12 protein-coding genes are annotated in these 13,624 nt (G+C 46.2%); 8 read left to right on the top strand and 4 right to left on the bottom strand.

Features of this window, described 5'->3' with window-relative positions:
- Positions 1-109: 109 nt before the first annotated feature.
- Positions 110-880, bottom strand: coding sequence for an IclR family transcriptional regulator domain-containing protein (locus IEX40_RS05980; protein ID WP_188746273.1), 771 nt, complete (start codon positions 878-880; stop codon positions 110-112).
- A 404-nt stretch (positions 881-1,284) separates the two neighbouring features.
- Here IEX40_RS05980 and IEX40_RS05975 point away from each other — a divergent pair, with 404 nt between their 5' ends.
- From IEX40_RS05975 to IEX40_RS05940, 8 genes are all read left to right on the top strand, one after another.
- Positions 1,285-3,132, top strand: a complete 1,848-nt coding sequence (locus tag IEX40_RS05975) for a TRAP transporter permease (RefSeq protein WP_188746271.1) — start codon at positions 1,285-1,287, stop codon at positions 3,130-3,132.
- Between the two features lie 71 nt (positions 3,133-3,203).
- The gene (locus IEX40_RS05970) at positions 3,204-4,229 is read left to right on the top strand and encodes a TAXI family TRAP transporter solute-binding subunit (protein ID WP_229680615.1); all 1,026 of its coding nucleotides are present in this window, start codon (positions 3,204-3,206) and stop codon (positions 4,227-4,229) included.
- 180 nt (positions 4,230-4,409) lie between these two features.
- Positions 4,410-4,754 carry a non-heme iron oxygenase ferredoxin subunit gene (locus IEX40_RS05965; protein WP_188746267.1) on the top strand — a complete coding sequence of 115 codons (345 nt, stop codon included), beginning with the start codon at positions 4,410-4,412 and terminating at the stop codon, positions 4,752-4,754.
- Positions 4,744-6,024 carry an NAD(P)/FAD-dependent oxidoreductase gene (locus tag IEX40_RS05960; RefSeq protein WP_188746265.1) on the top strand — a complete coding sequence of 427 codons (1,281 nt, stop codon included), beginning with the start codon at positions 4,744-4,746 and terminating at the stop codon, positions 6,022-6,024. Before IEX40_RS05965 ends, IEX40_RS05960 begins: the two co-directional genes overlap by 11 nt.
- Positions 6,017-7,276 carry an aromatic ring-hydroxylating dioxygenase subunit alpha gene (locus IEX40_RS05955; RefSeq protein WP_188746263.1) on the top strand — a complete coding sequence of 420 codons (1,260 nt, stop codon included), beginning with the start codon at positions 6,017-6,019 and terminating at the stop codon, positions 7,274-7,276. Before IEX40_RS05960 ends, IEX40_RS05955 begins: the two co-directional genes overlap by 8 nt.
- Before the next feature lie 20 nt (positions 7,277-7,296).
- A complete protein-coding gene (locus IEX40_RS05950; protein ID WP_188746262.1) occupies positions 7,297-7,773 on the top strand; it encodes an aromatic-ring-hydroxylating dioxygenase subunit beta in 477 nt (158 codons plus the stop codon).
- A 104-nt stretch (positions 7,774-7,877) separates the two neighbouring features.
- Positions 7,878-8,756, top strand: coding sequence for a PdxA family dehydrogenase (locus IEX40_RS05945; RefSeq protein ID WP_188746260.1), 879 nt, complete (start codon positions 7,878-7,880; stop codon positions 8,754-8,756).
- 381 nt (positions 8,757-9,137) lie between these two features.
- Complete coding sequence (locus IEX40_RS05940; protein WP_188746258.1) at positions 9,138-10,139, top strand: porin; 1,002 nt, start codon at positions 9,138-9,140, stop codon at positions 10,137-10,139.
- 659 nt (positions 10,140-10,798) lie between these two features.
- Here the strand turns inward: IEX40_RS05940 and IEX40_RS05935 are convergent.
- The 3 genes from IEX40_RS05935 to IEX40_RS05925 form a co-directional block, all read right to left on the bottom strand.
- Positions 10,799-12,115, bottom strand: a complete 1,317-nt coding sequence (locus IEX40_RS05935) for an IS1380 family transposase (protein ID WP_188746255.1) — start codon at positions 12,113-12,115, stop codon at positions 10,799-10,801.
- 533 nt (positions 12,116-12,648) lie between these two features.
- Positions 12,649-13,035, bottom strand: coding sequence for an H-NS histone family protein (locus tag IEX40_RS05930; RefSeq protein ID WP_188746254.1), 387 nt, complete (start codon positions 13,033-13,035; stop codon positions 12,649-12,651).
- A gap of 103 nt (positions 13,036-13,138) precedes the next feature.
- Positions 13,139-13,624 (bottom strand): hypothetical protein, encoded by a 486-nt coding sequence (locus IEX40_RS05925; protein ID WP_188746252.1) that lies wholly within the window; start codon positions 13,622-13,624, stop codon positions 13,139-13,141.

The following is a 13,624-nucleotide window of genomic DNA, read 5'->3' as shown; positions in this document are numbered from 1 at the left end:
ACCAATTTCGCACAGGTGAGCTTGTTCTCGCTGACAAAATTTACACAGATTGTCATGTCACTTTATACTGCGGCTTGGACTTGCCCCGAAACGGGGACACGTCTAAGCCTCAAACCGCGTACCCAATCCTCTTCGCTCCATCTTGTAATATAGGTAACACCACTCTGAGCAATTCTTCACGGGATTGGCGTTCGGTTTGTGTACTGACTCCAATGGCTGCAACAGCGATACCTCGACTGTCACGAATTGGTACTGCTATTGCTAGTAAACCAATATCCAATTCTTGATCCACTACCGCATAGCCTTGCTGTTTCACTTGGGTCAATGCTTCTCGGATTTGGTCCACATCAGTGATGGTGTAAGGAGTAAGAGCGACCGGAGGATTGCGCAAAAAAAAGGTACTGATTTCTTCATCACTAAGCTCTGCAAGCAATACTCGGCCAATACTTACTGTGTGTACAGGGACTACTCGTCCAGGACTTAGGTTAATGTTCAATTCTCTCGGGCCCTGAGCTCGAGCGACGATTATCAGTTGGTCTTTTGAAAGTACCCCGATCGAGCACGATTCGTTAAGCCTTCGTGAAATATCCTCAGCAACAGGATTGGCTAATTGCCACCAAGGTAGATTAGATAGGTAATTGTACCCAAGCGTCAGTACTTTGGGCGTAAGGCTATAGCGTTTGCCTGCTACCGATAAGTAACCGAGGTCAACCAACGTCAATAGAAAACGTCTAGTTGTAGCTAAATTCAGTCCTACGTTTTCTGCGACTTCACTCAGCGTCATTTCAGCTCGGCCATCAGAAAAGCTTTGTAGTACCAACAATCCTTTGTGAAGTGATTGGGCTCTATCTGAATTTTTGTCGACGCTTGGGGCGTTCATGTCCTGTCCTTATTGAACCTTTCTGTTTCATCGCTAGGGTAATGATGACACAGCTCATAGATATCCTTCTAGGTTGAACGCATAGCGTTTTTCGATGTGACCTAATTTGTTAGTAGATTCCTGTAGTTGCCCCTGCCTAACATTCGTGACTTTGATTCATCTCATAGAAGCCGAGGCCGGACTCTGCTTGACAATCAAATTTCGCGATGATAATTTCAATATCGTAATAAAAATTACTAAAATGAAAACAAGGGGCGTTATGTATTCTGTAGAAGTCTATGCTTCTAGGGTGAAGCCGCGGTATTTCTGGTCATTCTTTAGGCTGTCGGGCGTGAAGTTGGGAGTGGGGCATGAACTCTGATAGGCGAACACTTTCTGGGCCATCCGCCAGTCTGCTGGTAGTTATGGCAGCAATGGTCCCCTTGTCAGCAGTAGTTTACGCTTTGCGCTTGCTGCCTGAGTTTGGGCTGATCATATACAAAGAACAGTTCTTAGCGTTTTTTCTCACTCTATGTCTGATGCTGACCTTCATGATCAAGCCGGCAACCCAAAATGCGGATAAATCTAAAGTACCTTGGTACGACGTGATTTTAATTCTAGCTACATTGGGGGTAGGCGGTTATACCGCGATTTGGTACCACGAAATGATTGAAATGATGGGTTTGATTACCATTGATAAAACTATTTTGAGTGCCATCGGTTTGTTTGTTTTATTGGAGGCTGCGCGTCGATTAGCTGGATTGACAATGGTAATTGTTGCCTTGGTTGCATTGGCCTATGCATTCTTTGGGCATTATTTATCCGGTATGTTTGAGACGCGTTCGATACCATTCGAGCGACTTCTGATATACAACTTTTTAGGCACTGATGCGGTTCTCGGTACTCCGCTTTATGTTGCTGCAACCATCGTTACTGCTTTTGTTCTTTTTGGGCAGGTGTTGTTCATGGTTGGCGGGGGCGATGCTATTTCGAATTTTTCATTCGCGCTTATGGGTAAGCGGCGAGGAGGACCGGCTAAAGTCGCGGTTCTATCTAGTGCCCTTTTTGGTTCGTTGTCAGGCAGTGCTTCAGCTAACGTTGCAACGACAGGAATGATCACCATTCCTATGATGAAGAAAGTTGGTTATACCGGTGCTAAGGCCGGCGCTATAGAAGCAGTTGCTTCTACAGGAGGGCTTGTTCTACCTCCGGTTATGGCTGCGACCGGCTTTTTGATGGCGGAGTTTTTAGGTGTCCCATATAGCGCGATCGCTATAGCCGCAGCTATCCCGGCACTTTTGTTCTACCTATGTGTATATTTACAGGTCGACTTAGAGGCTGGGAAAAGCGGAATTTCAGCAATGCACGGTAGCGAAGTGCTTCCGTTGAAAAGCGCTCTATTGCAGGTGGCTCCCGTCGCGTTTTCTTTTGCTGTGTTGCTATATGTGCTGTTCGGCCTCATGCAGAGTCCAGAAAGTTCTGCTTTTGCTGCAACGGCGGCAACAGCTGCAATTAGTCTGCTGGTGCCGAGAATGCGTAGAGCCTTCACCCAATATTTGAAAGTGCTCTCGGTCGCTGGTGAGGCGGTTGTATTCATTGCTGTGATGTGTGCGGTTGCTGGCTTGGTGGTGGGTTGCCTGGGCTTGACTGGGTTGGGGTCGAGCCTATCCCAAAACTTGGTCACTTTGGCCGGAGGCAATGTTTGGCTGCTACTTATGTTTGCCGCTGTAGGTTGCATAGTGCTCGGAATGGGTGTCCCCGTGACTGCTACTTACATCATTCTGGTGATTCTTGTGGGACCAGCACTCACTCAGGTTGGGGTGAATGAACTTGCTGCTCATATGTTTGTTTTCTACTTCGGTACGCTGTCGTTCCTTACTCCACCAGTGTGTCTCGCGGTTTTTGTGGCTGTATCCATTGCGGGTTCAGGACCCTGGTCGACTGCATTCTATGCACTCCGGTTTGCTGTGATTGCGTATCTGATCCCATTTGTTTTTGTTTTTAATGACGCCTTCCTTATGCAGGGAGGAACTTTGGAGATAGTGCAAGCAGTACTCGCAGGTTCTGTTGGTGTGTTTCTTCTCTCTATTAGCTTGGTTGGATATTGGTCTGGCGTAGTAAGTTCACTTCTTCGTTTGGTCGCGTTTGCTGTTGGCATCTTGGCATTTTGGGTAGGGTCTACATCCTGGTTAGTATGCCTTTTAACGCTGTCAGTTTTGATTGGATTGAACTATCTGCAAAAAATGAGGAATGGAAAATTAGTACATATTTGACTTGAGTGAATTAAATATCGGATTCCGTTTCTGATGTAATAAAGCAGAGAATAAAATAACAAGAGGAAATAATGATGAGCGCAATGCAAATTCGAGGTTATCTTCTGAAAGTGATGGCTGGTACCTTATTAAGCGTGACAGCTTCGTTCGCTTCAGCCGAAATAATTGTGATGGGTGGAAATCCAGCTGGTAGTTTGTTTTATACCCAAGCTCAGGCGTTGGCATCAACTATCGGAAAATATAGTGGCGATAGAGTAGATGTGCTCCCGCAGTCCGGGTCTGTATTTTTCCCAATGTTCATGACACAGGAAGCTGATTTGGGAATCGCGAGCCCTGTAGAGGCCAAGCTAGCATACGACGCAGAGGGCCCTTTTAGTGGGGCGAACGGAGGCAAGGGTTATGACATGCGCACTCTAATGCTGGGATCTACCATCCGCCTGTCCTTTGTTACACGAAAAACTGACAATATTAACTCGATTGGTGACTTAAAAGGTCGTCGAGTGGTGGCTGATTACGGCGCTTTTGCTGGATCGACGAAAACTGCGCTTGCGGCACTAGCCAACGCAGGTCTTTCCACGGATGACATTGAGGTGGTTCGTGTATCGAGTTACCCGGAGGGAGTTCGTGCGGTGATGGAAGGCCGTGCAGACGCTGCTGTCGGCTCAGTTGGTAGTGGTATCCTTCAGGAGCTAGATGCTCAATCTGGTGCTCGACTCCTCCCAATTGATCCTTCGCCTGATGCAATGATCCGTTCACAAAAAGTTGGCCCTGCTTTTGTTGCCTACCATGCCAGTGCAGGTCCCGTGGGCATTGAAGATAGTGATATGTATGTGCTTAGTTATCAAACCACGCTATACGCCCGCCCTGATATGAACGATGAAGCCATTAAGCGAGTCATGGATGCTCTGTGGGAGCATTCTGATGAGCTGCCACTGATTACTCGCACCCTCTCGTCGTGGAAACCCGCAGGATATGCGAACACTGATGCAGTAATTCCTTTTCATCCGGTAGCGGTGGAATTCTACAAAGAGAAGGGAGTTTGGTCTGACGAGCTGGAAGCCCATCAGCAACGTCTGCTTAAGGATAAACAAAAATAAAAATCCATGAAACTGGGCGTTTTATAGCTTGATCGTGGGCCACAGACATATAGAGCGCCCAATACTCAAATTAATATGCGAATTTAATCCAAAATTATAATTTAAATATATGTAAATCAATGACCTATGTTCTGGGCCATAGGGATATATTGTCTTGATTTTATTCCGAAAGGTTATGTTATGACGACTCCAAATCGACTAGTTTTAGCCAGTGTAAAAGATGTTCCCCTCGATGATGTGATCGCTGTACATGTCGCTGGCCATGACCTCGCACTTTATAACGTTGATGGGACATTTTATGCCTCCAGAGACCTTTGTAATCATGGAAACGCGAGGTTGTCTGACGGTTTTCTCGATGGTGATGTTATCGAATGCCCTCTGCATGGTGGCTGTTTCAACGTGGTGTCTGGCGAACCTTGTGCAGCCCCAGTAACTCACGCCATGGTTACATACAGCGTGGCTGTTGTGGATGACCAGGTTGTGTTGACTGCTCCAGAGGAATTGGAGTTCGAAAATGTCGAATAAGCGTCATTTGGTAATAGTAGGTACAGGTGTAGCGGGTTGCTCCGCGGCCTTGAGCGCACGTGCAAGTGATTCAGAGGTTGAGATCACTCTGATCGGAGAAGAGCCCCATTTACCTTATGACCGTACGCATCTTTCCAAACAGCAATTAGCGTCGGATGCGGATTGGGATAGCGCATTATTAATACCGGGAGTTACATTTAAACAAAAAGGCATAGAGTTGCGCACGGGAGTTCGTGTAACTGCGATCGAACATGATACGCACAGGTTAATACTGGAAAATAAAGAAGAGCTTCGCTACGACAAGCTCATTTTGGCGACAGGCTCAATCGTACGTCCCATTCCTTCCACTTGGGGTCCGATTAATCACGACGATTTGCATTGCATACGAGTAGCTGAAGATGCCGCTCGGCTACGTTCTGCTTTTGCCAGCGCCAAAAAGATTGTTGTCATCGGTTCAGGTCTTATCGGGCTAGAGGTTGCTGCTGCTGCCCGGGAAAGAGGAATTGATGTGACGGTGATAGGAACGGGGTCTCGCATACTAATGCGGAGTTGCGATGTACTAACGGCAGAGCGGCTGGAGAGTGTTCATCGAGACCGCGGTGTAAATTTTCGACTTGGAATTTCGGTAGATAAGATCCGGAAAATGGATAGCGGGGAGTTGGAAGTCTCGTTAACGGATGGCTCCGTGTTATTAGCAGATGATGTTGTGGTGGGCATCGGAGTATTACCAAATACCACCCTCGCCGAGTCTGCTGGTCTCGAGGTAAATAACGGAATAAGTGTCGACGCTTACGGCCAGACGTCTTGTCAAGACATCTTTGCAGCTGGTGAAGTGGCTAGCTTTAAAGCAAGCGACAGTCCATTACCGTTCAGGTTGGAATCTTGGCGTCATGCTCAGGACCATGGTGACGTGGTTGGTGCCAACGCTGTTAGCCATGAGATGAGAGTGTATGAAAAGCCCTCATCGTTTTGGTCGGATCAATTCGACCATCGTATTCAAGGCGTAGGTGCAATTCCTGACACGCCACACGATGTTTTCGTTAGGTCTTACGATAACGGTACACATATAAGTTTTTGCATCGGAACCGATCAGAAATTACTAGCGGTTGTCGGGTTCGACTGTAGCAAAGATGTTAATGCGGCAGGCCGTTTAGTTGGTTGCCCGATTAACGATCCGGCCCTGATGTTAGCGGATAAATCTCAACCACTCGGGCCAATAGTTAAGTCAATCTTGAAATCTATGAAACAAGAGGATAGTCGACATGACTGAAATCATAGCTAAATCTAGCGGTGTTCACTGGCCATCCGACAAGGTAACAACGATACCTTACAGCGTTTATACGGATGAAGCTCAATATCACCTTGAGCATGAAAAGATATTTAAGGGTGCTACTTGGAATTACCTTTGCCTTGCAGCAGAACTTCCAGATCCTGGAAGTTATTTCGTATCGCAAATCGGTGAAACGCCCATAATTGTAACACGTGACTTAGATGGTGAGCTAAATGCATTTGTTAACCGCTGTTCTCACCGCGGATCGCTATTGTGCCTAAAAAAGAGCGGTAAAGCCGAGAACCTGACTTGCGTTTATCATGCTTGGAGTTTTAACCTAAAAGGTGACCTGGATGGGGTGGCATTCCAACGAGGAGTAAAGCGCCAAGGGGGCATGCCAGAACATTTCTGTAAGGGTGATCATAACCTGCGTAAACTTCGCGTTACCGAGTTCTCAGGCTTAGTATTCGGGTCATTTTCGGATGATGCGCCTGAAATAGAGGAGTACTTAGGTTCTGAGATTTCTAGTCGGATTCGTCGTGTCCTTAAAAAGCCGTTACGAATTATCGGGCATAATACGCAAATATTGAATAATAACTGGAAGCTTTACTTTGAAAATGCTAAGGATAGTTATCACGCAAGCATTCTCCATACATTCTTCACGACTTTTGAAATAAACCGCCTTAACCAACAAGGAGGTATTATTGTTGATTCTAGTGGCGGTCATCACGTCTCCTATTCAATGATCGACCCTAGCCTATCTAATGAGGTATATGGAAATCAAAATATTCGATCTGCGAAAGATGAATACCGGCTTGCTGACTGGAGCCTATTGGAGTCAATCGACGAATATGGTGACGGTGTTACACTCCAAATACTCACAGTTTTTCCAGGCTTGGTACTTCAGCAGATTCATAACGCTATAGCTGTTCGCCAAATTGTACCAACCAGCGTAGATACAACTGAATTAGTGTGGACCTATATTGGTTTTGAAGATGATGATGATGCGATGATCGAGCGTCGTTTAAAGCAAGCAAATTTAGTTGGACCAGCAGGTTTTATTTCCATGGAAGATGGTGCTGTGGGTAACTTCGTACAGCGTGGTATTGCTGGTACAGATGAAGATGTATCCGTAGTGATGATGGGAGGGGAAAGTGCAGAGAGCCAACCATTCCGTGCGACAGAAACCTCTGTTCGAGGCTTTTGGAAAAAATATCGTTCACTAATGGAAGGTATAGTTCCAAACGCATAAGAAAATTTCGGAGATTAAACATGAACGAAAATAAAAGACACCTCATTGAAAACCTGATGGCTGACTATTCAGCCGCAATTGACAGTAAAGACTTGGAGCGCTGGCCAGAATTGTTCACAGAAGATGGTCGGTACCGTGTAACAAATAGTGAGGATTATAACCAAGGCTACCAGCACGGAGCGATATGGGCTAACTCACGAGGGATGCTCCGCGATCGCATTAGTGCACTACGAGAGGCCAATGTTTACGAGGAGCAAAGATATAGGCACGTTAGTGATGCTGCTCGTTTGATAACTGAAGATGAACAGAATGGCACAATTACCGTATCGTCTAACTTCATAGTAGTGCGCACCATGCATACGGGTGACACTCAATTATTTGCAAGTGGCATGTATATAGATCGAATAAAGTTCCAGGATGATTCAGCGTTATTTGCAGAGCGGATCGTAGTATGTGATAGCCAAAAGATCGACACTCTGCTGGCCATTCCCCTATGAGTAAGAGTCGTCGGCCTGTAGTTGCCGTTCCGATTGGAGATCCCGCGGGTATCGGCCCAGAAATCGTGCTCCGGGCCCTTAGGGACACATCGGTACGGAATCATATGGAGCTTTATGTCATTGGCGAGGCGAGCGTTTTGCGTCGCCATGTTAATGCGTGTGGTTTCGACATACAGGTAAACGAACAGGAAATCGTTGTGCCCGGTATGCTTCCTGTACCTCTCGTTAACGTACCAGTGCTGAACACTCATCATTGGCAGTTCGGTGAAATAAGCGCAGCTACAGGGATGGCTTGTTATGAGTACGCTTGTACTGGGATCAAGCTGGCGCTAGAAGGCAGGGTAAGTGCGGTGGTAGCTGCGCCGCATACAGAGGCATCAGTCAACAAGGCTGGATTGGTGTTTCGTGGGTATCCCGGCCTGGTTGCAGAAAAGACTGGTACACCACGTGAAAGGACTTTCCTTATGTTGATGTCACCAGTCTATCGAGTAGTTAACACTACTCTGCATCTTTCTTTAAGGGAGGCAATTAATGTTCTAAATAAAGAGCTGATTTTAAATGCCTTGGATGCTACTGATGAAGCATTGAAAATATTGGGTCTTAACAATAGCCGAATTGGAGTATGTGGCTTAAACCCTCATGCGGGTGAGGGAGGACTAATGGGAATGGAGGAGATTGAGTTTATTACCGAAGCAGTAGAAGGAGCTCAGAGAATTGGGATTAACGCCGAAGGTCCATTTCCTTCTGATGCATTATTTGCTGACCGTATGTATGACGCGTATTTGGCGCTTTATCACGACCAGGGACATATACCTGTGAAAGTAGCTTCTCCAAGACTAGCTTCAGCGATCACAATAGGTACTCCGGTACTTTTTGGATCTGTTGCACACGGTAGTGGTCTAGATATTTCGGGACAAGGAAAAGCATCAGAAACAGCGTTAATACAAGCGCTTAAAAATTTAGTTATGTATTCACAAAAATAGTTATATGCCAATATAAGTTTTTGAAAAGTTGAAAATAACTATTTTGATTGTCGGTTACACTAAAAATGATAAGGAGGTGGTGAATACTAATTTAATATTTAAAGCGTAGTAATGTTAACTACAGATAAATATCAATAAAACTTCCTTTTAAAAGTGCTGATCGTATTCTTATGGAATACGCAAGGTTTTTTATTTAAAAATATCATTTGGAAATAACTCTTTTATCTAAATTAGATATGAATGTTGAGGATATACGTTAATCATAAACAGTCACTAACCAAACGTAGCTAGTAATATATAAAACCCAACCTGTAACCTATGAATAATGTCAGCTTTCGGCATTGTTATTGGGTTCTATTATTCTAAAATATGGGACTAATAATGAATAAGAAAATGATATCGTCCGCAATTTTCGTTGCATGCTATTCTCCTAGTGCACTAGTATTTTCTGAAGTGGTACATAAAGGTATAAATGTCTCTTCTGAGATCAATATAGGTGCGCTGAAGGTCTCTGATCGTGACATCGCGCCTTGGGCGTTTGATATTGAATCAAACGTTGATGGTCTTTTTATTCTGAACGATGAACTAAAAATTAAATATCAGCTGGGTGTGAATGCCACAAGAGCTGCAAATGATAACGAGACTGACGGATCTACATGGGCATTAGGAAGTCCATCAGATGTTACGGATGAGAATGTTTATATCCGCAATGCAAAAATTATTATGATAACTGATTACGGTTCTTTAGTAGTCGCGCCCAGAACTGTATCAGGTCAATGGATGCAGGTTTATGGAGACTTAGATACTTTCGAGTACAACCGATTTCACTCCCAATCAGGAAATATTTCATTCTTCAACCAAGCAGAGCAAACAGAGGACCTGTTTGCTTACTCGACACCGAAGTTTGGCGGATTTCAATTTGGTACTTCTATAGTAGCTACGAATGAAAATAATGGGGTCGACGGAGATGTATGGACTAATCGTTTGACATATCGAAATGGTGGTTTGTATTTAGCCGCTAGCCATACAATTATGCAAGCGGAGGCGCTTCCTACTAATCGTGACTATAAGCGTAGTGCCTTTGCAGTTAGTTACGATGCTGGTATGTTCAAGTTTGCCTCAGTATATGAAATGGATAGAGATCATCCATCTGGTGACTTCGATGTATACGGAATTAACCTGCAATTCAAACCAAATGAAGATTGGACATTGAATGCTGCCTATGTTGAAAAAGATCACGATACAAACGACACCCTAGATAAAGATGGAGCAGTACTTGGTGTTAAACGTCATTTTGGAGATTCTGTGATGTTGTTTGCTGAAACTGGGCAATATTCAGGAGCACCGGATAATATTGCGATTGGTGTTAGTTTGAAGTTTTGATACGTGTATTAGAAATATCACACTATCCCCTTCAGTGTGCTGTTTTTAAGTTGATTTAGTGTTCGATAGTAGTTTCGCCTTTCGGGTATAGAGTCGGTAATTTTTATAGCCGGTTCTATACCTGCTTTTTAATAGTATGGATTTGCTATTTTCTGCGTTGTGAATTTATTTCTTGTAGTATCTCCACATCAATTATGCACAGCAGTGTATCGAATCTTGGGTAGTTCTCTGTAAAAAGTGCGATCTCATTCCAAATTGGACTGAATGGAACCTGTTGACTGTGCTCTATAACACACTATTTACAGTAAAAACCGAACACAAAAAAGCTGTATTTTTCAATTTTAAGCGGTACTAAAATGTCGTTCTTGTCATGTCCTCGATATTCCTAGACGCCTGTTTTATAAAATATCGAGGGCGGTCGTGATTTCGTATTCATAAATGGTCGTTTTTAGCTATATATACGTCTCATGTAATGTATAGCGTTGATGTGCTTCTAGCCCGCATTTTTCATGAAGCCATGAGGATCGGCCCAGGCCGCTGCCAAGGGGCCTCGATTCCCCCTGGTCGGGGCTAATCGACTTCTGTGCAAGCCTCTGACCGCACTCCGGACGCAACTCCCCCTTTCCCCCATTCGTGCGAGCCGGGGGCGCTCCGACCCGTTATCCTGGTGCCAACGTTCGCGCCAAGCGAATGAACTCGTTCCGATCCGGGTGGTTCTCGTTCAACATGAAGCGGATACGGCGAGTATTGCGTGTCACCACTGCCGCCACCTTGATGAACTTCAACCGCAGGTTCTGGACGCCGAGCTTGCGATAACCCGGATTGCTGAGGGCCTCCCGCAGCTTTTCGAACAGAACGAACGCCAACATCGACAGCATCAGCCGCCATTGATTGCTCCACCAGTGCTTGCTAGAGGTTCGCTTGGCGAACAGATCCAGTTGCTGATCCTTGATCCGGTTCTCCATCTCGCCTCGCGCACAGTACTCCTCGGTGTAGCGCTGGGCATCGTATCCCGGCAGCGTCGTGACTATGAAACGCGGATTGCGTCCCTTGTCGGTCACCTCCGCCTTGGCAATGACGTCACGGGCACAGTGCCAACTACCGGCCCAATACCGATAACGCCAGAACCATCGCGTTGAGTCGGTATGACCTTGCCTGCGTCGCGTGGCATGGTGTCGCTCCACCCGTGGCCAGAGGGGCTCGATGAGCGCTTCCAACCGCGCATTACGGGCAATGCCAACCAGGTAGTCGACATGGTTACGTTCACACCAGCTCAGGATGCGGCGGCGACAGAAACCGCCATCGCCGCGGAAGATGATCTGTACATCGGGCCAATGCTGCCGGATAAAGCCGACCAGCAGCTTGAGTATCGCGCCGGCGTGCCGAGCGCCGTCGAGCTTACTCGGGCGCAGGTACGCGACCAGCGGGAAGCGGCCACAGAAGACATATAACGGCAGGTAGCAGTAATGATCGTAGTAGCCGTGGAAGAACTTCTCCGGTTGATCCCCGTGCAACGGGATATCCGTGGCATCGAAGTCCAGCACGATCCGCTCGGGTGGTTGACGATGACTCGCGATGAACTGATGCCACAGAACGCGATGACTCTCGATGATGGCCCGCCGGTCCATGCCGGCTTCGAAGCGGTGTAGGGTCGAGGTACTGGCCAACCGTTCGTCACGCCCCAAGGCGGTTTGCAGTGCGAAGTCGGCGCGCAACTGCTCGTGATCGTTGAGATCCTCATACCCGGCCGCAATTGCGTAGAGGCGCTGTTGCAGCAGGTGGTGAAGGCTGTGCTGCACCTTGCCAGACTGTCGCTTGTCGATAAGGTGTTTGGTCAGGCTGCTCGACAGACCGATGGTGCGATCGATCTCGCGCAACAGCAACAGCCCGGCATCGCTGGAGATATGCCCGCCGGAGAACTGAGCCTCAACAACGCGCCTGGCAAGGGGTGAAAACTGAAACGTCTGTGGTACCATTTTGTAAACGGCTGAGGGCCTGTGGGGATTGCTTAGAGACCAGTAACCATAAGGCTTTCAGCCGTTTTTGTTTAGACCTTCATGAAAAATACGGGCTAGGGCTGTTGCAAGAGTTGTATCAAATCTGAAAAGGGGATATCCAACAACTCCTGACTATAGTATGAGCACACAAATAAGTGTGGGCCTCGCTGTAAGACGTTTAATCTCGCTTTTTCTCTAGCATTGATCCCAAGCTTTAAAGTGCTTAGAAAGCTGATCGAAGTTTTCACCTTAAATTTTAATCCGCACCTGATCATTTGGAACAAAGGAATAGTGGTCTATATGAATCGCTAGGTGTGGGTCGTTAAGCGCGCCGGTTAATTCGAGCAACTCCGACCTATATTCGAATTGCTCAGTTTTTATCGTAAGTTCGAACTCTTCGTCTGTAATAAAATACTCTGTACTTTTTGTCATTTTATGTCTCTGGTTAAAAAAACTGTGTATATAGAATTCTATATATGAGTAGTAAATCGGCTTAAAAGGCCTTTTGTGACTTATATGATCCTGAGATCTTCAATATTTCCCCCACGCTCTTCATATTCACGGAAGACAACAGGCTTTCGTCCACGGCCAGACCACTCGTTAGGCTTGCCATCGGATCCAATCAGCCGGTATTTCGGTTTGACCTTGGGACGAGAACTCATACCGGTTACTTCTGCTAAGTCCTCAAGGGCGAGTCCTGCTTCGAGCATTTTTCTTCGGATGTCTTGTACGGCCGCTATACGTGCTTGCTCGTCGTGTGCTTTGGCAGCCTCTGTGGCTTTGACCTCCTCTAAAATTTCAGATAGGTCAGACACTACTTTTTCTAGTTGAACGCTGTCGATATCTTTAACAGCTTTGCGAAGTGAGTTTTTGCGTGTCAGTGTGTTAATAAAGTCCATCAAGGCTCATAACCTATATTAAATTGATGATTGTAATCTACTTGATCGCCGGCGGATTCCCGTTCTGTAATCCGCTGCTCAACTTTGAACGCATTTGTCTGTGCTATTTGCTAACCGGCCTTTTCTTCACGGCTCTTAAACGTGACACCACCTGATTGGCTTCCAGCTTCGAGTCTTCTTTAGGTTTTATGTTGGAACGTAGTAGTGGCGATCTCTCCATGAAGAGGTCTGGATCAATGTTGTTGCGGCGAGCTATCAAGCACGCGTAGGCGAGCTGCTCACGAGCCCGGTCTAGTTCTTTTTCGAGATGAGTGATTTGCTCTTTCAATTGATCGATCTCTTGGTCTTTCTTGCTTTTCAGAGAGCGTTCCAATGAGTACGAAGCATTTGAGTTCTTATACTGCCTAACAAGGTTTCGAACACGCTTAAACTCGTCGTTGAACTCCTTGTTGCGCATGAACGTCTGTTTACTGGCACCGACGTTCTCAATGAAGTAGTCCCACTTGAAAAGTGCTGGATCTATCAGCTCTCGCTCAAACTGGCTAAGCAGATCGTAGGCGAGGTTCCACTGTTCTTTGCTGGTCGCCAT

It is taken from the genome of Marinobacterium zhoushanense (assembly GCF_014641945.1).
GTDB lineage: Bacteria > Pseudomonadota > Gammaproteobacteria > Pseudomonadales > Balneatricaceae > Marinobacterium_D > Marinobacterium_D zhoushanense.
Note: the sequence above shows the minus strand (reverse complement) of the source record. Positions and strands in the feature narration are given on the sequence as shown.